The organism is Streptococcus sp. DD13 (assembly GCF_001578875.1).
Taxonomy (GTDB): Bacteria; Bacillota; Bacilli; order Lactobacillales; family Streptococcaceae; genus Streptococcus.
The window spans coordinates 1,058,777-1,080,210 of sequence record NZ_KQ969506.1; the positions used below are offsets into that span (position 1 = coordinate 1,058,777).

Genomic DNA, 21,434 nt, shown 5'->3' on the forward strand with positions numbered 1-21,434 from the left:
CTAAAACCTATACCTTTGAGAACTATATCAAGCTCTTTACGAGTGATGCCTATCCTTTTGGAAAATGGTTCCTCAACACCTTCATCGTGGCAGCCTGCACCTGTGTCTTGTCTACCCTGATCACGGTAGGAATGGCCTATTCTCTTAGCCGGATCAAATTCAAACACCGCAATGGCTTCTTGAAACTCGCCTTGGTGCTCAACATGTTCCCTGGATTCATGTCCATGATTGCTGTCTATTACATCTTGAAGGCCTTGAACTTGACCCAGACCCTGACCTCTTTGATTTTGGTGTACTCTGCTGGAGCAGCCCTAGGATTTTACATTGCGAAAGGCTTCTTTGACACGATTCCGTATTCGCTAGATGAGTCAGCGATGATTGATGGAGCTACTCGCTACCAGATCTTTACGCGAATCACGCTTCCGCTATCAAAACCAATCATCGTCTATACTGCCCTCATGGCCTTTATGGGACCTTGGGTGGACTTCATCTTTGCCTCTGTCATCCTGGGCGACGTCAAGGACAAATACACCGTGGCGCTAGGGCTTTATCAAATGCTCAACCAAGATGCTATTAATGAATGGTTCCTGCCCTTTACCGCAGGGGCTATCCTCATCGCGATTCCAATCACTTTGCTCTTCATTTTCATGCAAAAATACTATGTTGAAGGTGTGACAGGTGGATCTGTTAAATAGAGTGGCCTGGATGAAAAGATTCTAGACTTCTTCATCCTCGCTCCTCCCGCATTTGTATCATTGAAAGGGAAGATTATGACAACCTTAAAATTAGAAAATATCTATAAAAAATATCCCAATAGTACCCATTACTCCGTCGAAAACTTCAGCATCGATATCAAGGACAAGGAATTTATCGTCTTTGTTGGTCCTTCTGGATGTGGGAAATCGACTACCTTGCGGATGGTCGCTGGTTTGGAAGAAATTACAGAAGGAAACCTCTATATCGATGGCCAAATCGTCAACGATAAATCTCCAAAAGACAGGGATATCGCCATGGTTTTCCAAAACTATGCCCTCTATCCTCATATGACCGTGTACGACAATATGGCGTTTGGCCTGAAACTTCGGAAGTACAAAAAGGACGATATCGATAAACGAGTTCGCGAGGCGGCTGAAAGCTTAGGCTTAACAGAATTCTTAGATCGCAAGCCAGCAGACCTCTCTGGTGGACAACGTCAACGGGTAGCAATGGGACGCGCCATCGTCCGGGATGCCAAAGTCTTCCTCATGGATGAACCATTGTCCAACCTGGATGCCAAACTTCGGGTTTCCATGCGTGCTGAGATTGCCAAAATCACGCGTCGCATCGGTGCGACTACTATCTACGTTACCCATGATCAAACCGAAGCTATGACCTTAGCTGACCGGATCGTTATCATGAGTTCGACGAAAAATCCTGATGGCTCTGGTACCATCGGTCGTATCGAGCAAATCGGTACACCGCAAGAACTCTATAATGAACCTGCAAATAAATTTGTTGCTGGCTTTATCGGTAGCCCTGCCATGAACTTCTTCACCGTTCAAGTAAATGGCAACCGTATCTCAAACCAAGATGGGATGGATATTGAAATCACAGATGGACAAGCAAAAGTTCTGAAAGAGGCTGGCTATGATGGCAAGGAAGTGATCTTTGGCATTCGACCAGAGGACGTCTCTAGTCGCCCAATTGTTCAAGATGTCTATCCAAATGCTAGTGTCAACGCCGAAGTACTAGTCTCTGAACTTCTCGGATCAGAAACCATGCTCTATGTCAAAAATGGCCAAGCGGAATTTGCAGCTCGCGTCGATGCTCGCGACTTCCACGAACCAGGTGAAAGTGTCAACTTAACCTTCAACGTTGCGAAAGGCCACTTCTTTGATCCTTCATCTGAAACTCGCATCACCTTGTAAAGACAGGTAAAATCCCATGACAAATCAGAGAGTGGGACAGAAATCGGTCATTCGTTAGAATTCGATTTCGTCGTCCCACCTCCGCACAGTTGAGTAGGGCTGTAAAAGCTGATGAAATCAGCCTAGTAGAGCGCACTCAACCACTGCGTCTTGCGCGACAAGCCAAAAACAAAGAAGAGGCTAGGACTTTTGTCCCAGCCTCTTTCTATTTGGAGATAGGTTAGAAAATACCGGCATTTAGATTTGCAAAACCCGAAACCACCAAGCACATCATTCAAGTCATCAAGCAAAACACCTCTGATTTTTGCACCTGTGACAACTTTCAAAAAACGGATTTTGATCGCTCTACACATCAAAAAAGAGAAGGCGAAACGCGTCCTCTCCTGGTGCTAGCATGTCATCAACCTGCTACAAGCTGACAAAGAACTAAAAAGACCCAATGGGTCTTTTTAATCTACGATATATCCACTTAGGATTCCATTGATGAACTTGCTAGAGTGCTCATCTGAGTACTCTTTGGCGAGTTCGACAGCTTCATTTACGGCGACCCGTCCAGGTGTTTCATCGTCATAGAGAACTTCATAGAGACCTAGACGCAAGATGCTTTTATCAATCAAGGTAAGACGGTCAATGGTCCATCCAGCCTTTAATTTGTTGGAAATCTTTTGATCCAACTCTGATAAATGCTCTGCCACACCACTGACGGCATTCAGTAGGTAGAGGGGAAGTTCAATCTCCTGCTCCTCTTCCTTGTCATAGGTATAGGCAAACCGGGCTGCTGCAAGGGGCTCCTGACCATACTCAATCGACAAGATGGCTTGAAGGGCCCGCTGGCGGAGAACATGGCGGGTATCTGCTAGATTAGCTTTCATCTGAGAAGTCCTCTCCAAACAAGTCCTCGATGGCTGGTTTAGGAGTTTCATCTGGAACAATCCCATCCACATGAATGTTAACAGTTGTCACAGAGATGTCCGCATAGTTGGCAACGGCTGTCTTAACTGCACGCTGGATCTCCATGGAAACTGCGGGTACATTGACGCCATATTGCAAGTAAACATAGATATCCGCTGTTAGATTTCCTTCTTCATCTGCCTGGAGGTAGACCCCACGACTACGGGCATTTTTTGAAAAGCTATCTGTTAAACTTTTATTGCGCAAGGAATGAACCCCATCTACTTTCGCAGAAGCAATCGCAGTAATCACTTCCAAGACTTGAGGGGCGATGACAATCTCGCCAAGATTTACATTTGACATAAGAAATCCTTTCTAGAGAAGGGTCTTGATTAAGCTCGGGAAACGTAGGTTCCTTCTGCTGTGTTGATGACCAATTTTTGACCTGCTTCAATGAAGTCTGGTACGTTGACCACCAAGCCAGTCTCCAAGGTAGCCGGTTTCCCAGAACCTGTCACAGTCGCTCCTTTGATCGATGGTTGTGTCTCGGTTACTGTCAACTCGACTGTCGTTGGAACGGTCACACCAATGACTTCTGTTCCATAAAACTGAATCTTAACATCGCCATTTTCAAGGACGTAGAGCAATTCATGCTCTACATTAGCCACCGGAATTTCATACTGGTCATAGGTTTCGGTGTTCATGAAATAAGCCGTATCATCCATCTTATACAGGTACTGGGCAGGAACTGTTTCGATGATGGCTTGTTCAAATTTTTCTTCTGGACGGTAGCTTGTATCAAAAGTTGAACCGGAACGGACATCACGGAGCTTCATCCGCATGATGGTATTTCCTTTCCCAGGTTTGTGGTGGCTTGCTTCCAAGACACGAAGGAGTTTTCCATCAGATGTTTCAAAGGTCATTCCGGCCTTTAATTTACTTGCTTCAATCATGTTGTTTCATTTACCTCTTCTTCAAATTGATTCGTTTTATTGTACCATAAAAAGCTCGATAGCTCAAATCACAATCAGTTCTTTTGGCGCTAGGGTTAGGATTTCACATCCGGTCTCGGTCACGAGCAGATCGTCTTCGATGCGCAGTCCGTACTGGCCATCTAGATAGATCCCTGGCTCATCTGTAATGACCATTCCAGCCTGGAGGACTTGGTCACTCTTTCCAAAGTAGGGAATCTCGTGAATGTCTAGGCCAATCCCGTGTCCAATCCCGTGGGTAAAGTTTGGTCCATATCCGGCATCTACGATAATCTGACGGGGGATGCTGTCGACATCTCGGAAGGAAAGACCCGCCTTTGTCCGCTCAATCAAGGCTTGATTGGCCCGTAGAACGATTTCATAAATCTCCCGTTCTTGGTCTGATACCTGTCCTACATGGATGGTCCGAGTCATGTCACTGACATAGTGGTTGTAGTAGCAACCAAAATCCATGGTCAGGCTCTCGCCACTCTGGATGATTTTATCGCTAGCCCGGCCATGTGGCATAGCAGAGCGGGAACCACTAGCGATGATGGTATCAAACGAAATACCAGATGCACCATATTCGCGCATGCGGAAGTCTAAGAAATTGGCGACCTCAAGCTCACTGGTCTTGCCTGGCTTGATAAAGTCCAAGACATCCAAAAACGCCTTGTCTGAGATGGAACAAGCCTTGCGAATTGTCTCAATCTCATGCTGATCCTTGATTACCCGAAGCTCTTCGACGAAATTCGTCAGCGACCTTAATTCATATCCGGGAAAACTGCTGGTTAACTGCTGATAAAAACTGTAAGTGACTTCACTATCAAAGCCGATTTGGGATAGACCATCCGGTGCAATGATCTGAGCGATTTCTTTCAAGGCCTCCCTGGTTTCAACGATGTCAAACCCCTTCACGACCCCCTTAGCAATCAAGGTATAGCGGGAGTCTGTGACAAAGAGACGACGCTTGCCACTGATAAAGATGGTCGCATTGGTCCCAGAAAACCCTGTCAAGTAGTAAATATTGGTTAAATTAGTGACCAAGATCCCATCCACACCAGACTTTTCCAGTGCTGCTTCAAAATTGGCCAATCGTTTTTCTAAGTATGCTTCCATCGATTTCCTCCTGAGTTTACTAGCTCTATTGTAGCACTATTTAGGGGGAATTGCTATCGATTCAACAGAAAAAGGCCTCGAAAAGGCCTCATTTCTTTGCCAACCCTTGAGGGCTTAAACTGGAAGGTGCCCTTATTCCTCTGTATACCCTGGCAGGTTTTTAAATTTGCCATTTGGAACTTTTTGAAATTCTGCTTCAAGGAAATAATATGTCTTCTTTTTATCTTGTTCAAACTGAGCAAGCGTCTGGCTCTTCCATGCTGTATCGACCAGCTCTTTAAGCACTATATCCGTAAGTTTTTCATCTACTTCTTTCATATTGACTTTCGCCATATCCAGCGTGACTTCTACCCGTCTAAATCCCGAAGATGTGACCTCTTCCGCCTTCATCCCACTCAGATGGAGTTGGTCCAACTCCTCTTTAAACCGAATCCCAGAGGATCCCCTTGTCTGGCTAAGATCATCAATGACGACCAGTTGAACCGTCTCGATTTTCCCTGAACCATCTGCCACGACAGTCAATCTGTAATCTCCATATTCAGGTCCAGAGAGAAACTGGTAATAGAGCTTTTGAGTCGGATGCAAGATTTTGTCCAGACCTCCCGATAGAGCAAAGAATCCAAGCCCTGCTATCAGAGCAATTCCCATCAACAGAAGAGTAAGGAAGAGCTTCTTTCTGCTCTTTTTCTTCTTCGGTTCCAAACCCTGCGGAATACCTCCTGTAGGAGCATAACCCTGGTGTACGGGGCTTGTAGTAGACAGATCAATCTGATATGGTCCTTGCTGGGGCTGCCCATAGGGCGCTGTTGGGCCTTGTGGAGGAACTGGCTGTCTGGGTGGCTCCACCGTAAATTCGCCCGCTTGGAGCGCTGTGGTGTATTCCTCCGGGCGCGGGTCCCTCTGGTGAACAAAGCGAAAATAGTCGAGCCATTCGTTTTGTGTCATGTCATCTTCTCCTTGTAAGACGAGCCTCAAAAGGCTTGTAGTGTATTTTACACATTTATTTTACCCCCCCCCCGATTTTCTTTGTCAATCTTTTTTTCGAATCAAATTCGAATCAAATAGGACAAAAAAGAAGCTCTTTCGAGCTTCCTTTTACGAGAGATGAAGTTTTTCTTTGAGGTATTGGCCGGTGAAGCTAGTCGGCTGCTGAGCGACTTCTTCTGGGGTGCCCGTTTCGATGATCTGGCCACCTCCGACGCCCCCTTCTGGCCCTAGGTCAATGATATGGTCTGCCGTTTTGATCACATCGAGATTATGCTCGATCACTAAGACGGTATTTCCGTCGTCGACAAAGCGCTCCAAGACCTTGATCAGGCGCGCAATATCCTCGGTATGAAGACCCGTAGTGGGCTCGTCCAAGATATAGAAGGACTTGCCGGTCGAGCGCTTGTGGAGCTCTGAAGCTAGCTTCATCCGCTGCGCTTCTCCTCCAGAGAGGGTGGTCGCAGGTTGGCCAAGAGTAACATAGCCAAGGCCTACATCCTGGATCGTCCGAATCTTGCGCTCGATCTTTGGGATATGCTGGAAGAACTCCAAGGCATCGGTCACGGTCATATCCAAGACTTCTGCGATATTTTTTCCCTTGTAATGCACTTCTAGGGTCTCACTATTGTACCTACGTCCATGGCAGACTTCACAAGGGACAAAGACGTCTGGTAAAAAGTGCATTTCGATCTTGATGATCCCGTCTCCCGAACAGGCTTCGCAGCGTCCTCCTTTGACATTAAAGCTGAAGCGTCCCTTTTTGTACCCTCGGATCTTGGCTTCGTTAGTCTGGGCAAATAAATCACGGATATCATCAAAGACTCCCGTATAGGTCGCAGGGTTGGACCGTGGTGTCCGACCGATCGGACTTTGATCGATATCAATCAGTCGGTCCAGATGCTCGACTCCAGTGATCTTCTTAAATTTTCCGGGCTTTTCAGAATTGCGATTGATCTTTTGAGCCAGAGCCCGTTTCAAGATGGTATTGACCAAGGTGGACTTTCCTGACCCAGAGACCCCGGTCACAGCGATAAACTTTCCTAGTGGAAAGCGGACGGTCACATCTTGCAAATTATTTTCCGTCGCACCTGTGATCTCGACGAAACGGCCATTGCCCTTGCGCCGCTCCTCAGGAAGGGGAATCTCCTTCTTGCCCGAAAGGTACTGCCCTGTGATAGATTGCTTGTTTCGAGCGACTTGTGCCGGAGTCCCCGCAGCCACCACTTCACCTCCAAACTGACCTGCACCTGGTCCGATATCGATCAGGTAGTCAGCCTGTCGCATGGTGTCTTCATCATGCTCAACGACGATCAGGGTATTCCCTAAATCCCGCATCTTTTTGAGACTGTCAATCAGGCGATCATTGTCCCGCTGATGAAGACCGATGGAGGGCTCATCTAGGATATAGAGGACACCCGACAAGTTGGAGCCGATCTGGGTGGCCAGGCGAATCCGCTGACTCTCCCCACCCGACAAGGTCCCAGAAGAACGAGATAAAGTGAGATAATTGAGCCCGACGTTGTTCAGAAAGCTAAGGCGATCTCGAATTTCCTTTAAAATCGGTGTCGCAATCGTCGCTTCATTCTCAGACAAGGTCAGCTCCTCCAGCAAGGCCAGATGATCCGCGATGGATAAATCCGACACTTGACCGATATGAAGACCGGATTCCCCTCCCACACGGACAGACAAGGCCTGGTCATTAAGACGGTAGCCATGACAGGTGGCACAGGTCAGCTCATTCATGTAGTTGCGCATTTGATTGCGGGTAAAGTCACTGCTGGTCTCATGGTAACGCCGGTTAATATTGGTCAAGACGCCCTCGAAAGGAATATCAATATCTCGGACACCCCCAAAGTCATTTTCATAATGGAAGTGGAATTCCTTCCCTTTGGAACCACTGAAAATCAACTCTTTTTCTTCCTCTGTCAGAGATTCAAAGGGCTGATCGAGGTCTACTCCAAACTGCTCCATAGCCTGCTCTAGCATTTGAGGGTAATAATTGGACGAAATCGGGTTCCATGGGGCCAAAGCTCCGTCCCGCAGGCTCTTGCTTGGATCCGGGACCACCAGGTCTAAATCAACTTCCAGCCGCACCCCCAGGCCGTCACAGTCCGGACACGAACCAAAAGGGGCATTGAAAGAAAAGAGGCGAGGCTCCAATTCCGGCACCGTAAAGCCACAGACCGGACAGGCATAATGCTCTGAAAAAAAGCAACTCCTCCCCGTCCATAGTATCGATAACGACATACCCTTCTGCTAGTAGCAGGGCTGCTTCTACTGAGTCAAATAAGCGCGAACGAATCCCTTCTTTGAGAACAATCCGGTCTACGACGACCTCGATGGTGTGTTGTCTGCTCTTAGACAGTTCGGGAACTTCCGTCACGTCGTAAATGTCCCCATCCACGCGCACCCGGACATAGCCATCCTTTTGGATTTTTTCGATGACGGTCTTGTGCTGCCCCTTCTTTTTGCGCACGACCGGTGCTAGAACTTGAAGGCGCTGTCCCAGAGGCAATCCCAAAATCTCATCTACGATTTGCTCTACTGACGAGGCTGCAATAGGACCGTGCCCATTGATACAATAAGGCGTCCCTACTCGGGCATAGAGGAGGCGTAAGTAATCATTGATCTCCGTCACAGTCCCCACCGTCGAACGAGGATTTTTACTCGTCGTCTTTTGGTCGATGGAAATGGCCGGACTCAAACCTTCAATCGAATCCACATCAGGCTTATCCATATTGCCCAAAAATTGACGGGCATAAGCCGAGAGGCTCTCGACATATCGCCTTTGCCCTTCTGCATAAAGCGTATCAAAGGCTAGGCTGGACTTGCCGGATCCAGAAAGTCCCGTCACCACCACTAGCTTATCTCGCGGAATCGTCACATCGATATTTTTTAAATTATGGGCCCTAGCCCCATGAATCACAATCTTATCTTGCATGATTTCTCCTTGATGAATCTCCCCTTCATTATAGCACAATCCTAAATAAATCTTTTCCTTTAAGGATGATTTTGATATAATAGAGAGTACGTTTTTGAAGGAAAGATGAGAAAGGTTTTGGTCTTTTCTGCTTCTTTCTCAGGTTGCGCCGACCTTATCCAAACTCTTAGAAAGGAAGACCATGAAACAAGCTTTTTTGTCCAGCATGACCAGTCTGGAAGAAGTACAGAACTACCCTGCAGGTGTCTGGATTAATCTGGTCAATCCATCTCAGAGTGAGTCGATGGAGGTGGCCGAAGAGTACCAGATTGATATCACGGACTTGCGGGCCCCGCTCGATGCTGAGGAAACCTCCCGGATCGTCCACGAAGAAAACTACAAGTTGATCATCGTGGATATCCCCATCACGGAAGAGCGAAACAACAAGACCTACTATGTCACCATTCCGCTCGGGATCATCCTAGCCAATGACGCCATCATCACGACCTGTCTGGAGAAGCTTCCACTCTTGGATCACTTCATCCATGGAAGGCAACGAAACTTCTATACCTTTATGAAGTCTCGTTTTGTCTTTCAAATCCTCTACCGAAATGCTCAACTCTACCTGTCTGCCTTAAGAAGTATCGATCGAAAAAGTGAGGAAATCGAAAGTTTGCTCCATGAAGCGACTCGAAATGAGGAATTGATCGACCTGATGGAGCTGGAAAAGACCATCGTCTACTTTAAGGCCTCGCTGAAGATGAATGAGCGAATCGCTAAAAAACTAGCCAACTCCACCACGATCCTCCGGAAATACGAGGAAGACGAGGACCTGCTAGACGATACACTGGTCGAAACCCAGCAGGCCATTGAGATGGCAGACATCTACGGAAACATCCTGAATTCCATGACCCATGCCTTTGCGGCCGTGATTTCCAATAATCAAAACACCATCATGAAGACGCTGGCGCTGGTGACCATTGTCATGTCGATCCCGACCATGATTTTCTCAGCCTATGGGATGAACTTTAAGGACAACCTGCTTCCCTTTAATGACCTCCCTCATGCTTTTTGGTTGGTGATCTTAGCAGCCTTTGCTGTCAGTTTATCCCTCACTTTTTACTTTATCAAGAAACGCTGGTTCTAAGAACGAACCCCAGATTAGGAGAAGAATATGTCCCACATCGAACTGTCGCAATTTACAAAAAAGAATCAAGAATTCATCCATATCGCTACCAACACCCTGATCAAGGCTGGCAAGTCTGACCAAGAGATTAAAGAAGCCTTGGACGAGATCCTTCCTGTCATTCTTGACAAGCAAAAGGATGGCTATACTGCACGCGCCCTATTTGGAGCACCGACAGAGTGGGCGACTCGTCTACTAGAAGACACCTCTCGAAAAAGTGAGGCAGAAAAAAATCAAAAAAATACCAACCCGTGGTTGATGTGGATGGATGCGAGCTTCTTTATGCTGGCCCTCCTAGCCCTGATGACCGGAGCGATGGGCTTCTTTGGTCAGCCTGGGACCTTTGGACTGCTCTCCCTTGTTGTCATGTCCATTGGCTTTGGGGGTGGTCTCTACCTCATGTACTATTATGTCTACCGCCATCAATCTGGTAAGACTGGGCAGAAGCCTCGTTTTTGGACAGCCATTGGACTGGTCCTTTTGGTCACCATTTTGTGGTCCATCATCTCCATGGCTTTAGTACTCCTTCCAACCACTATCAACCCTATCTTGGACCCGCTGGTTTCCCTCATCTTGGGAGCCGCTACCTTTGGACTTCGCTACTATATCCGCAAGCGATACAATATCCAAAGCGCCTTGCAAACTTACTAAGAGGAATGCCCAGCTCGACTCTGAGCTGGGGATTTTTTATTTAAGAAATGGCCTGCTTTGGTCTTCAATCGCTATCTCCGTCATTTCGTGCTCCCCCCAACATTAACAGCTGAGGACTGTTCACGCAAGATTTGACTACTTTCACAAAGCTTTCGACTGGCTTCGAACCAAGCAGCCAGCATCGTTTCGCAGGGTTGGTCGCAAAAGGTCCACACATCAAAAAGCGGTAGGATATGCGCTGACGCAAATATACATAAGAAACCGACCAGCGGTTACAGGAATTATTGGAATATAGCCATACTCCGTACCCGGCCATGCCGCTCCCTTCTAATTAAAAACAAGCACCCATAGGTGCTTGTTTTTTTGAGCTCTTTTGAAAGGAATGGACTTTAAAATATCCTCTTCTTACAAAGCTGACCAAGGGAAACTTTCTGAGACAAAAGTGACGGACTGGGTCGTAGGAGTAGCAGCGTAGTTTCCTGGAGCTGTCGGATAACTCATAGACCAGGTGTTGGAGTTGCTTTCTGTATCTGAATAAAAAGGAATGTTTGTTAAATCTTCAAGAATGGTTCTTTGGCTGACGGCTGTATAAGCCTTGACAAACTCATCTGGATGGTAAGTCGTCCCTGCATAGGTGATGGTCAGGTTTTCCTTGATTTCATCGGTAGTCGGGTAGCCACTAATAGCTTCACCAACCACTCCTTGGGAGGTATAGATCGGTAGGTCATACTGGAGATAGGAAGCACCTTTTTCATCTACTCCTTTGGTTGGGGTGATTTCTTGTCCCTTCCAAGCGATGGACACAGGCTTATCTGCATTGACTATTTTACCAAACACATCAATAGTCTTTCCATCATAGTCTGTTTTCCCTGTATTGATCACTGTAAACCAACCATTCAGACGCAAGCTGAGGTTGAGGGTATAGGTCCCTAACTTGTCATAGACATAGGTTACAGTCTGGGTGCTGTCAGTGACGGTCCCAGAGGCAGCTGCAGAATCCGTTGCAAGCTCCTTGAACTGGTAGCCGTCGATCACTTTTTGCTCTGTGGCATAGGTCGTACCGACTTCTAGGCCATCTGCTACGGTGACACTGTCCGCAATCTCTTGACCATCGGTATCCACATAACGGGCGATGACACTACCAGAAGCGGTAGAGATGACACCGACATAGTGATACCCATCAATGGTAGGCGGTGTGATGACTGTACCAGTTGCGAGCAAGGTTGTTCCCTTGAGCGCTGTACCGGAGTAGGCCTTAACTGCACTTGTCCCTAGGCTCAGGGTTCCAGTAGCTAATAAGAGGACTACCAACCCCTTTACACCCCGGCCTTTGCGACGAAAGACAAGGACAAAAGCTCCTCCCAGAAAGACCAGTCCGAGGGTAGAAATCATCACCATAGTGTCTTCACCAGTTTGTGGCAATTGGCCTTCTGGCGTCCTCTTGACCTGCTCATCCTTTGTAGATGGTGGGGTAGAGGTCGTAGATGGAGGATTGGAAGAACTGGAGGAAGAGCTGGAATCCTTGGTTTCATCCTTGGCATAGACCAGCTTATAGCGCCAGTTCGCTTGGATAACTTCACCAGTAGTCAGTTGGCGGAGCTGCGCAAGCTCTGTACTGTCCAAGCTTTCCTTGTCCACATAAGCGACATTCGGACCTCCTTGGTCAGCAGTTTTGAGTGCGGACCAATCCCCTGTCGCTGCGAAAGCGGAGAGGGACCAAAAGCCTACTGTAAATAGAATCGTAGCTAGTAATCCTAGGATCTTTTTAGGAGCTACTAAGCGACGAAAAGTTGATATTGGCATCATCTTGCCTCCTTGTAAATAGAGTCGTACATTTCTGCACCTACAGTATAACACAACGGGCGAAATCTTTCCAATCATTTGAGGTGAAAATAAAATGAAAATCAACCCTTACTTTCACGCGCAGTAAGGGTTGATGGATATGGGACTCCCGTCTCTGTCTGCCTTTCGCTCCCAGACAGAAGCGAAAAACCACTTTGCTCATCTCCTACTGTTGACCCAGGACAAGCCGACCATGCTTGTAGACATGGGTGACGAGGTTGGTGGCAAAGAAATAAAAGAGGTAATCAAGATTTGGTGCGTCAAATATGGTGATATCCGCCTGTTTGCCTCTGGTAAAGGAACCGATCGTGCTCGCCCGGTCCACGGAGTAAGCGGCATTAATGGTCACGGCATTGAGCACTTCAATCGGTGTCAGACGCATCATAAAGCAGCCTAACTGCATGGCGAATTGGAGATTGGCTGTCGGGCAAGAGCCTGGATTGCTGTCTGTCGTAAGCGTAATAGCCATGCCCGCATCTAGCATTTTGCGAGCTGGGGCATAGGTGTCTTCCATGAGACTAAAGGTGGTAGCAGGCAGGAGATTGCCAATCACCTTGGCTTTTGCCAACTTTTCGATGCCCTCGTCTGTGATCATCATGAGGTGCTCTGCACTAGTAGCTTCTAGCTCTGCTGCTACATCCACTCCGCCAATCGAAGCAATCTCATCGGCATGAATCCGCAGTTTGTAGCCGAGCTCCTTGGCCTTGGAGAGCAGGTAGCGGGATTCCTCAGCCGTAAAGACCCCTTTCTCACAAAAGATATCACAAAATTCCGCTAAGTTTTCTGCCTTCACTCGTGGCAGCATGTCCTTGATGATCTCATCCAGATAGGCTTGGGAGCGTCCCTTGTACTCTTCTGGGATGGCATGGGCTGCCATAAAGGTCGAAACCAAATCTATCTCATGGTCTTGGTTTAGCTTTTTCACCACTTCTAACTGTCGATGCTCCGTCTCCCAGTCGAGACCATAGCCACTCTTAGCTTCCACTGTCGTCACGCCATGTTGGAGCATATAATCTAGCAGCCGTTTTGACTTGTCATAAAGAGTCGCAAAGTCCGATGCCCGAGTCGCCCGGACCGTACTGAGGATCCCACCTCCTTGGGCTAGGATATCTAGATAAGAAACACCCGCCAGCTTCTTGGCAAACTCATGCTCGCGACTTCCTCCGTAGACCAGATGGGTATGGCAATCAATCAAACCTGGGGTCGCTACCTTCCCTTCATAGGAACGAAGTTCCGTTTCTGGTCCGACGAGGGCTGCGTCTGGCTCTCCTTGTCCAACTGCTAAAATCTTCCCATCTTTTAGGGCGATATAGCCATCCTCTAGAATCGTCGCCGTCGCCATCGCCTTTCCAAACAAAGGATGACCGACATCACGGGGGCAAAATACTTGGTTGAAATGGGTTAAAATCAGATCTGCTGTCATTTTTTCTCCTTTGCGTTTGCTTTTTTTCTTCTATTATAAGAAAGAAGTTCTTCTGTTTCAACAATTGTGGTGCTGGACAGCTCCATCAACTGTCTTTGTGATCTCTTTTATTCTAGTCTAAAAAAGTCAAAAAAAAGTCAAAAAGTATCAATTTATCTTTCTTGTTAACTTTTTTTCATTTTTCCAGATTTTTGACTTTTCTTAGATGTTTCTTTTTTAAAATAAGGGTAAAAAAGATACAAAACCAATAAGGAGGTTGCTGCTATGGCATTTTATGATGAAAACGAAATTGCTGCAGCTATGACTGTGAAGCTGGATTTTGACCAACTTCCTGAGAAAACGGTCTTCCAAGAAGGTATCCGGCGGGCACCTGACCGTGGCTTCCGACTGACGCAAGCTCAGACTGAAGTAGCTCTCAAGAACGCTCTGCGGTATATTCCACGGCGCTTTCATAAGGAATTGATCCCTGAATTTCTAGAAGAACTCAAAACGCGGGGACGGATCTACGGCTACCGCTTCCGTCCAAAAGACCGGATCTATGGCAAACCAATCGATGAATACAAGGGAAACTGCACAGCTGCGAAAGCGATGCAAGTCATGATTGATAATAATCTCAGCTTTGAAATCGCCCTTTATCCTTATGAACTGGTCACCTATGGGGAAACAGGATCTGTCTGTGCCAACTGGATGCAATACCGCTTGATCAAAAAGTACCTGGAAGTCATGTCAGATGATCAAACCCTCGTGGTCGAATCGGGTCACCCCCTTGGCCTCTTCCATTCGAAACCAGAAGCTCCACGGGTCATCATCACCAACGGCCTGTTGGTCGGTGAGTACGACAATATGGAAGACTGGGAAGTCGCTGAAGAGATGGGTGTGACCAACTATGGTCAGATGACAGCAGGTGGTTGGATGTATATCGGACCTCAAGGGATTGTTCACGGAACTTTCAACACCCTTCTCAATGCTGGTCGTCTCAAACTAGGAGTCGCTGATGATGGGGACTTGACTGGTAAACTCTTCATCTCCTCCGGACTTGGAGGAATGAGTGGGGCTCAAGGCAAGGCAGCTGAAATCGCTCATGCGGTTGCCATCATTGCTGAAGTAGATGCTTCCCGGATTGAAACCCGCCACTCTCAAGGATGGGTCAAAGAATTAGCTGAAACGCCTAAGGAAGCCTTGGATTTGGCACAAAAAGCCTTGGCTGCTAAAGAATCTACCTCCATCGCTTATCACGGAAATATCGTCGATCTCTTAGAATATGTCAATGCAGAAAACATCCATGTAGACCTCTTAAGTGACCAAACATCTTGTCACAATGTCTACTCTGGAGGCTACTGCCCTGCTGGCATTTCCTTTGAAGAACGGACCCGCCTCTTGGCAGAAGACCAAGAACGCTTCCATCGCCTCGTCGACGAAACCCTGGCTCGCCACTTTGCAGCCATCAAGACCCTCACCCAAAAGGGAACCTACTTCTTCGACTATGGTAACTCCTTCATGAAAGCCATCTACGACTCTGGTATCAAGGAAATCTCCAAGAACGGCTTGGATGACAAGGACGGCTTTATCTGGCCGTCCTATGTAGAAGACATCATGGGACCTCTTCTCTTTGACTATGGCTATGGTCCATTCCGTTGGGTCTGCCTCAGTGGCAAGCATGAAGACTTGGTCGCAACAGACCACGCAGCGATGGACGTGATCGATCCAAACCGTCGCTACCAAGACCGTGACAACTACAACTGGATCCGCGATGCTGAAAAGAATCAACTCGTCGTTGGAACGCAGGCCCGTATCCTCTACCAAGACTGCATGGGTCGGGTCAATATCGCTTTGAAATTCAACGAACTCGTGCGCCAAGGCAAGATTGGTCCTGTCATGATTGGTCGTGACCACCATGATGTATCTGGTACCGACTCACCATTCCGCGAAACTTCCAATATCAAGGATGGTTCCAATGTCACCGCAGATATGGCTGTACAATGTTATGCCGGAAATGCAGCACGTGGCATGAGTTTAGTTGCCCTTCACAATGGTGGAGGTACCGGTATCGGTAAAGCGATCAATGGTGGCTTCGGTCTAGTCCTAGATGGCAGCCATCGCATCGATGAAATTATCAAATCAGCCATCGCCTGGGATACCATGGGTGGGGTTGCACGGAGAAACTGGGCTCGTAATGAACACGCTATCGAAACAGCCATCGCCTACAACCACAGCCACCAAGGTAGCGATCACATCACGATCCCTTATCTGGCAGATGAAGATCTGGTCAAGGAAGCTGTCGCAGGACTCTTTCACTAATCCTACAGAAATAGAGCCAAAGGAGAAATTATGGCAAAAATAGTTGAATGTATTCCAAACTTTTCAGAAGGACGCAATCAAGAAGTCATCCAAGGTCTAGCAGATACCGCCCGTAGCGTTGCAGGTGTAACCCTCCTAGACTACTCTTCTGATAGCAGTCACAACCGCAGTGTCTTTACCCTCGTTGGTGATGAACAGTCGATCCAAGAAGCTGCCTTTCAATTGATCCAATACGCTTCCTTGCACATCGATATGACCAAGCACCAAGGCGAACACCCTCGGATGGGGGCTACGGACGTTTGCCCATTTGTCCCGGTAAAAGACATCACGACTGAAGAATGTGTCGAAATCGCAAAAGCTGTCGCCGCTCGGGTCAATCAAGAATTGAACATTCCAATCTTCCTCTACGAAGACGCAGCGACCCGTCCTGAACGCAAAAATCTCGCCAAAGTCCGCAAGGGGCAATTTGAAGGTATGCCTGAAAAACTCTTGGAAGAAGATTGGGCCCCTGACTTTGGAGAACGCAAGATTCACCCAACTGCTGGCGTCACTGCGATCGGAGTTCGGATGCCCCTCGTGGCCTACAATATCAACCTCGATACGGATAATCTCGAAATCGCAAGTAAGATCGCGAAAATCATCCGTGGATCGAGCGGTGGCTACACTTACTGTAAGGCTATCGGGGTCATGCTAGAAGACCGCAATATCGCTCAAGTCTCCATCAACATGGTGAATCTCGAAAAATTCCCTCTCTATCGTGTCTTTGAGACCGTTCGTTTCGAAGCCAAACGCTATGGTGTCGGCATCTTAGGATCTGAAGTCATCGGCTTGACCCCAGCAAAGGCCTTGATCGACACAGCAGAATACTACTTGCAAATCGAAGATTTCGACTATGGTAAGCAAGTTCTTGAAAACCATCTCTTGGGCTAGGAGGTCACGATGTTACTAACTGAACTCAGCGTTACCGAATTTGCTCAAGTCCTAGGCTCCAGCGCTCCCGCACCTGGCGGGGGCTCTGCAGCCGCTCTTTCTGCGGCAAATGGGATCTCCCTTACCAAGATGGTCTGTGAATTAACCATCGGAAAGAAAAAATACGCCGAATTTGAAGAAGAAATCACAGCCATCCGAGACCGAAGCCAGCAGCTTCAAGACGAACTCTTAGAGGCCATTGACAAAGATACAGAAGCCTTCAATCAGGTCTCAGCCGTCTTTAGCCTTCCCAAGGAAACAGAGGAAGACAAGGCAAAAAGAAGCCAGGCCCTACAGGAAGCTCTAAAAAATGCGACGCTTTCGCCTTATCACATGATGGAATTGATCCACGAAAGCCTCCTCGTCACCCAAAAGGCAATCGGTAAGTCCAATACCAATGCAGCCAGTGACCTTGGAGTCGCAGCCCTCAACCTCAAAGCAGGACTACAAGGAGCTTGGCTCAATGTCCTCATCAACCTGTCCAGCATCAAAGATACAGACTTTGTCCAAGACCACCAAGAAAAAGGACAAGCCCTGCTGGATGAAGGAGGGCAACTCGCTGATCATATCTACCAAACCATCTTATCTAGTCTCACCTAATACCATTCAAAAGAAAGAAGGGATGCTAACGTGTTAACAGATATTGAAATTGCCAACTCTGTCCCATTAAAACCCATCAAGGAAGTGGCGGCCCAGCTCGGTATCGAAGAAGAACACCTTTCTCTTTATGGCAATTACAAAGCCAAAATTGACGCCAACCAGCTTGAAAGTCTGAAAGACCGACCAAATGGAAAGCTGATCCTGGTCACCGCTATTTCCCCAACCCCTGCTGGCGAAGGAAAAACCACGACATCTGTCGGACTGGTCGATGCCTTGAGTGCTCTGGGTAAGAAAGCCATCATCGCCCTGCGGGAACCTTCATTAGGGCCAGTCTTTGGGATCAAAGGCGGTGCAGCTGGTGGGGGACGTGCTCAGGTCGTACCGATGGAAGATATCAACCTCCATTTCACGGGGGACTTCCACGCGATCGGCATTGCCAACAACCTCTTAGCCGCACTCATCGACAACCATATCCACCACGGCAATGCGCTGGGGATTGACAGCAGACGGATTACCTGGAAACGGGTAGTGGATATGAATGACCGTCAACTGCGTCACATCGTAGATGGCCTGCAAGGAAAGGTCAACGGAGTCCCTCGTGAAGACGGATTTGACATTACGGTGGCGTCAGAAATCATGGCCATCCTTTGTCTCTCTGAAAATATCCTGGACCTCAAAGAGCGCTTAAACCGGATTATTATCGGATATAGCTTCTCTGGTGAGCCGATTACAGCGGGAGATCTCAAAGCGGGTGGTGCGATGGCTGCTGTCCTAAAAGATGCGATCCATCCAAACCTGGTACAAACCTTGGAACACAATCCAGCCATCATCCATGGCGGTCCATTTGCCAATATCGCCCACGGTTGCAACAGTGTTCTGGCGACAAAATTAGCCCTCAAATATGCGGACTATACAGTGACAGAAGCAGGATTTGGTGCGGACCTAGGAGCCGAAAAGTTCATTGACATCAAATGCCGGATGTCAGGGCTCAAACCAGACGCCGTTGTCCTGGTGGCTACCATTCGCGCCCTCAAGATGCACGGTGGAGTCAGCAAACAAGATCTGGGCCAAGAAAATGTACCGGCTGTCGTTGAAGGATTGACCAATCTGGACAAGCATCTGGAAAATATCCAGGAAGTGTATGGCTTACCGGTGGTTGTGGCGATCAACAAGTTCCCATTGGATACAGAAGCTGAGCTGGCTGCCGTTTACGCTGCTTGTGAAAAACGTCAAGTCGATGTCGTCATCTCAGATGTCTGGGCAAACGGAGGCGCTGGTGGCAAGGACTTGGCAGAAAAGGTTATCGAACTCAGTTCCAAAGACAATCATTTCCAATTTGTCTATGAAGATTCAGACAGTATCCTGACGAAGATCGAAAAGATCGTCACCAAGGTCTATGGAGGACGAGCTGTCAAGCTGACTCCAGCTGCACAACGGGAGTTGAAAGAACTAGAAAACTTAGGCTTTTCTAACTTGCCAATTTGTATGGCGAAGACTCAGTACTCCTTCTCCGACCAGGCAAAAGCTTTGGGAGCACCAAAAGACTTTACTGTGACCATCTCCAAACTCAAAGTCTCTGCCGGAGCTGGATTCATCGTAGCCTTGACAGGCGATATCATGACCATGCCTGGTTTACCAAAAACTCCAGCAAGTGAACGAATTGATATCGATGCCGAAGGAAATATCACCGGCCTATTCTAGGAAGCACCATGGGAACGATTCAACACCTTATCCCTCGTGACTACCACGAGTCCAATTGGTCTGGTGGCAAGACGCGAGAACTCTACCTCTATCCTCCAGATGGCGATTATAAAGAACGTCAGTTTGACTTCCGCTTATCCACTGCTTCGATCGAAGTAGCTGAAAGTCACTTCACACCACTCCATGGATTTCAGCGGATTCTCATGACGCTTGACCAAGAAATCCTACTGGAAAATAGAAAAACCAGTCAATACACCCGTCTCCCAGCCTATCAAACCTATCATTTTGATGGGGGTGATCCGATGAGTAGCAAGGGACAGTGTCACGACTTTAATCTCATTTATCGGCCAAACTATCTTGGAGAGATGAAAAGCATTGCTCCCCAAGATAGGGTCGACAGCAAGGCTCGTTTTCAGTTGATTTATGCCTTGGAGGACCTGCATCTCAAGGTAGAGGACGAGACCTATTTACTACATGCTCAAGAGCTTCTTGTCATTGAACAGGACTCTTGCCAGCAGATCATTCCGTTATTGTTTCTACCCCTGCAGTCTTCTAATCAGCCTTGTGCGATTTGGACTGCACTTCGTACACTCTCTTAAAGGAGAACAATGATGAAAGATGCACACAAACAATCGGTGCAGGAGCAAGAAAAAGCCAAATTTAGCTTTGCTGGTGCAACCCTCTACGGGATCAATGCTGTCATTGGCTCAGGAATTTTCCTCCTGCCACAAAAAATCTATACTGGCCTAGGCCCTGCCTCTCTTGCGGTCATGCTCGGCGTTGCCATCTTAGTCATGCTGTTATCCGCCTGTCTGGCTGAAACAGCGGGTTATGTCGGTAAAAACGGTGGTGCCATGCAATATACCAAGGCCGCTTTTGGAGATTTCGCCGCTTTTAACGTCGGTCTTTTAGGCTGGGCAGTTACGATCATCGCTTGGGCTGCCATGCTAGCTGGTTTTGCAAAGATGGTGGTGATTACCTTCCCTGCACTCGCTGGAAATGAGCTCATCATCAGTATTAGCATGGTGATTTTGCTCAGTCTCATGAACATCGCAGGGATTAAGACCTCTAAGATCTTCACCCTCACCGCAACTGTCGCAAAACTCATTCCGATCGTTACCTTCTCCCTTTGCGCGATCTTCTTTATCTCAGGAGGGATCAGCCGGGGCAACTTCACACCATTTCTACAACTCGAAGCAGGTGGCAATCTCTTCAACTCTGTCGCTAGTACCGCCATCTATATCTTCTATGGCTTTATCGGATTTGAAACCCTATCAATCGTAGCAGGGGAAATGCGCAATCCTGAAAAGAATGTCCCTCGTGCGATTCTAGGTTCGATTAGTATCGTCTCCATTCTCTACATGTTGATCATCGCAGGAACCATCGCCATGATTGGTGGCCGGATTATGCAGACAGGGGCTCCCGTTCAAGATGCTTTTGTCGAAATGATCGGCCCTGTTGGCGCTCCTCTTGTTACCTACGGTGCTCTCATCTCCATTACCGGCTTGAATATCGGTGAATCCATCATGGTCCCTCGTTTCGGTGCGGCCCTAGCGGACGAAAACATGCTACCAAAGAAACTAGGTGAAACCAACAGTAAAGGGGCCCCAGTGATTGCTATTCTGATTTCTGGAGCGATCGCCATCGTCTTACTCTTCTCCGGATCCTTCGAGATTCTCGCCGCCTTTAGTGTCGTCTTCCGTTTCTTCCAATACATCCCAACTGCACTCGCTGTAATCAAGCTGAGAAAGATGTATCCAGAAAAGAAAGTCACCTTCCGTGTGCCATTTGGCCCTGTCATCCCTGTCTTAGCAGTCTTGGTTAGTCTGCTTATGATTGCAGGGGATAATCTCATGAACTTTGTCTATGGTGCTGCAGGTTTAGTGATCTCTAGCTCGGTTTACTACATCTTACATGGTAACAAAACCCACACCCATCACCATACACACTCACACGTCTAAGACTAGGA

Annotated in this window: 17 protein-coding genes and 2 pseudogenes; 11 read left to right on the plus strand and 8 right to left on the minus strand. The window is 47.7% G+C overall.

Going from position 1 to position 21,434, the window contains the following annotated elements:
- The 3 genes and pseudogenes from STRDD13_RS04955 to STRDD13_RS08985 form a co-directional block, all read left to right on the plus strand.
- Window positions 1-695, plus strand: a 695-nt coding sequence (locus STRDD13_RS04955; RefSeq protein ID WP_067102647.1) for a sugar ABC transporter permease, incomplete at its 5' end; no start/stop codon positions are given.
- A 75-nt stretch (window positions 696-770) separates the two neighbouring features.
- Window positions 771-1,907: an ABC transporter ATP-binding protein gene (locus STRDD13_RS04960; RefSeq protein ID WP_067102650.1), complete on the plus strand. Its 1,137-nt coding sequence runs from the start codon at window positions 771-773 to the stop codon at window positions 1,905-1,907.
- Window positions 1,908-2,152: 245 nt separating this feature from the next.
- Window positions 2,153-2,300: pseudogene (locus STRDD13_RS08985) on the plus strand (ISL3 family transposase); the annotation flags it as partial.
- A gap of 56 nt (window positions 2,301-2,356) precedes the next feature.
- On the opposite strand, the gene nusB reads toward STRDD13_RS08985, so the two are convergent.
- The 6 genes and pseudogenes from nusB to uvrA all read right to left on the minus strand — a co-directional run bounded on the left by nusB (window position 2,357) and on the right by uvrA (window position 8,816).
- Window positions 2,357-2,779, minus strand: a complete 423-nt coding sequence (gene nusB, locus STRDD13_RS04970; RefSeq protein WP_067102657.1) for a transcription antitermination factor NusB — start codon at window positions 2,777-2,779, stop codon at window positions 2,357-2,359.
- Window positions 2,769-3,161, minus strand: a complete 393-nt coding sequence (locus STRDD13_RS04975; protein ID WP_067102660.1) for an Asp23/Gls24 family envelope stress response protein — start codon at window positions 3,159-3,161, stop codon at window positions 2,769-2,771. Before STRDD13_RS04975 ends, nusB begins: the two co-directional genes overlap by 11 nt.
- A 29-nt stretch (window positions 3,162-3,190) precedes the next feature.
- On the minus strand, window positions 3,191-3,751 hold the full coding sequence (efp, locus tag STRDD13_RS04980; RefSeq protein WP_067102663.1) for an elongation factor P: 561 nt from the start codon (window positions 3,749-3,751) through the stop codon (window positions 3,191-3,193).
- 63 nt (window positions 3,752-3,814) lie between these two features.
- Complete coding sequence (locus STRDD13_RS04985) at window positions 3,815-4,888, minus strand: M24 family metallopeptidase (protein WP_067102665.1); 1,074 nt, start codon at window positions 4,886-4,888, stop codon at window positions 3,815-3,817.
- 132 nt (window positions 4,889-5,020) lie between these two features.
- Window positions 5,021-5,833, minus strand: a complete 813-nt coding sequence (locus STRDD13_RS04990) for a hypothetical protein (protein WP_067102668.1) — start codon at window positions 5,831-5,833, stop codon at window positions 5,021-5,023.
- 150 nt (window positions 5,834-5,983) lie between these two features.
- A pseudogene (gene uvrA / locus STRDD13_RS04995) lies at window positions 5,984-8,816 on the minus strand (excinuclease ABC subunit UvrA).
- A gap of 181 nt (window positions 8,817-8,997) precedes the next feature.
- Here uvrA and STRDD13_RS05000 point away from each other — a divergent pair.
- Window positions 8,998-9,942 (plus strand): magnesium transporter CorA family protein, encoded by a 945-nt coding sequence (locus STRDD13_RS05000; protein WP_067102671.1) that lies wholly within the window; start codon window positions 8,998-9,000, stop codon window positions 9,940-9,942.
- Between the two features lie 27 nt (window positions 9,943-9,969).
- The gene (locus tag STRDD13_RS05005; protein WP_067102674.1) at window positions 9,970-10,632 is read left to right on the plus strand and encodes a DUF1129 domain-containing protein; all 663 of its coding nucleotides are present in this window, start codon (window positions 9,970-9,972) and stop codon (window positions 10,630-10,632) included.
- A 405-nt stretch (window positions 10,633-11,037) separates the two neighbouring features.
- Here the strand turns inward: STRDD13_RS05005 and STRDD13_RS05010 are convergent, their stop codons facing one another.
- The gene (locus tag STRDD13_RS05010; protein ID WP_067102677.1) at window positions 11,038-12,438 is read right to left on the minus strand and encodes a MucBP domain-containing protein; all 1,401 of its coding nucleotides are present in this window, start codon (window positions 12,436-12,438) and stop codon (window positions 11,038-11,040) included.
- 202 nt (window positions 12,439-12,640) lie between these two features.
- Window positions 12,641-13,897: an imidazolonepropionase gene (gene hutI / locus STRDD13_RS05015; RefSeq protein WP_067102679.1), complete on the minus strand. Its 1,257-nt coding sequence runs from the start codon at window positions 13,895-13,897 to the stop codon at window positions 12,641-12,643.
- Window positions 13,898-14,161: 264 nt separating this feature from the next.
- On the opposite strand from hutI, the gene STRDD13_RS05020 reads away from it, so the two are divergent.
- Genes STRDD13_RS05020 through STRDD13_RS05045 form a run of 6 tightly spaced genes read left to right on the plus strand, consistent with a single transcriptional unit; the run spans window position 14,162 to window position 21,426 of the window.
- The gene (locus STRDD13_RS05020; protein WP_067102682.1) at window positions 14,162-16,195 is read left to right on the plus strand and encodes a urocanate hydratase; all 2,034 of its coding nucleotides are present in this window, start codon (window positions 14,162-14,164) and stop codon (window positions 16,193-16,195) included.
- A 30-nt stretch (window positions 16,196-16,225) separates the two neighbouring features.
- Window positions 16,226-17,125, plus strand: coding sequence for a glutamate formimidoyltransferase (gene ftcD, locus STRDD13_RS05025; protein ID WP_067102684.1), 900 nt, complete (start codon window positions 16,226-16,228; stop codon window positions 17,123-17,125).
- A 9-nt stretch (window positions 17,126-17,134) separates the two neighbouring features.
- A complete protein-coding gene (locus STRDD13_RS05030) occupies window positions 17,135-17,764 on the plus strand; it encodes a cyclodeaminase/cyclohydrolase family protein (protein WP_067102687.1) in 630 nt (209 codons plus the stop codon).
- A gap of 30 nt (window positions 17,765-17,794) precedes the next feature.
- A complete protein-coding gene (locus STRDD13_RS05035) occupies window positions 17,795-19,465 on the plus strand; it encodes a formate--tetrahydrofolate ligase (RefSeq protein WP_067102690.1) in 1,671 nt (556 codons plus the stop codon).
- An 8-nt stretch (window positions 19,466-19,473) separates the two neighbouring features.
- Entirely contained in the window at window positions 19,474-20,064 is a 591-nt protein-coding gene (locus STRDD13_RS05040) for a HutD family protein (protein WP_067102693.1), read from the plus strand.
- 12 nt (window positions 20,065-20,076) lie between these two features.
- Window positions 20,077-21,426, plus strand: a complete 1,350-nt coding sequence (locus STRDD13_RS05045) for an APC family permease (RefSeq protein WP_067102696.1) — start codon at window positions 20,077-20,079, stop codon at window positions 21,424-21,426.
- Window positions 21,427-21,434: the final 8 nt, after the last annotated feature.

Excerpts from the sequence above, each read along its gene's own strand:
- STRDD13_RS05005 (WP_067102674.1), top strand. The coding sequence starts at position 9,970 with ATGTCCCACATCGAACTGTCGCAATTTACAAAAAAGAATCAAGAATTC.
- efp (WP_067102663.1), bottom strand. The coding sequence starts at position 3,751 with ATGATTGAAGCAAGTAAATTAAAGGCCGGAATGACCTTTGAAACATCT.
- STRDD13_RS04975 (WP_067102660.1), bottom strand. The coding sequence starts at position 3,161 with ATGTCAAATGTAAATCTTGGCGAGATTGTCATCGCCCCTCAAGTCTTG.
- STRDD13_RS05040 (WP_067102693.1), top strand. The coding sequence starts at position 19,474 with ATGGGAACGATTCAACACCTTATCCCTCGTGACTACCACGAGTCCAAT.
- STRDD13_RS05030 (WP_067102687.1), top strand. The coding sequence starts at position 17,135 with ATGTTACTAACTGAACTCAGCGTTACCGAATTTGCTCAAGTCCTAGGC.
- STRDD13_RS04985 (WP_067102665.1), bottom strand. The coding sequence starts at position 4,888 with ATGGAAGCATACTTAGAAAAACGATTGGCCAATTTTGAAGCAGCACTG.
- STRDD13_RS04960 (WP_067102650.1), top strand. The coding sequence starts at position 771 with ATGACAACCTTAAAATTAGAAAATATCTATAAAAAATATCCCAATAGT.
- hutI (WP_067102679.1), bottom strand. The coding sequence starts at position 13,897 with ATGACAGCAGATCTGATTTTAACCCATTTCAACCAAGTATTTTGCCCC.
- nusB (WP_067102657.1), bottom strand. The coding sequence starts at position 2,779 with ATGAAAGCTAATCTAGCAGATACCCGCCATGTTCTCCGCCAGCGGGCC.
- STRDD13_RS05045 (WP_067102696.1), top strand. The coding sequence starts at position 20,077 with ATGAAAGATGCACACAAACAATCGGTGCAGGAGCAAGAAAAAGCCAAA.
- STRDD13_RS05010 (WP_067102677.1), bottom strand. The coding sequence starts at position 12,438 with ATGATGCCAATATCAACTTTTCGTCGCTTAGTAGCTCCTAAAAAGATC.
- ftcD (WP_067102684.1), top strand. The coding sequence starts at position 16,226 with ATGGCAAAAATAGTTGAATGTATTCCAAACTTTTCAGAAGGACGCAAT.
- STRDD13_RS05020 (WP_067102682.1), top strand. The coding sequence starts at position 14,162 with ATGGCATTTTATGATGAAAACGAAATTGCTGCAGCTATGACTGTGAAG.
- STRDD13_RS04990 (WP_067102668.1), bottom strand. The coding sequence starts at position 5,833 with ATGACACAAAACGAATGGCTCGACTATTTTCGCTTTGTTCACCAGAGG.
- STRDD13_RS05000 (WP_067102671.1), top strand. The coding sequence starts at position 8,998 with ATGAAACAAGCTTTTTTGTCCAGCATGACCAGTCTGGAAGAAGTACAG.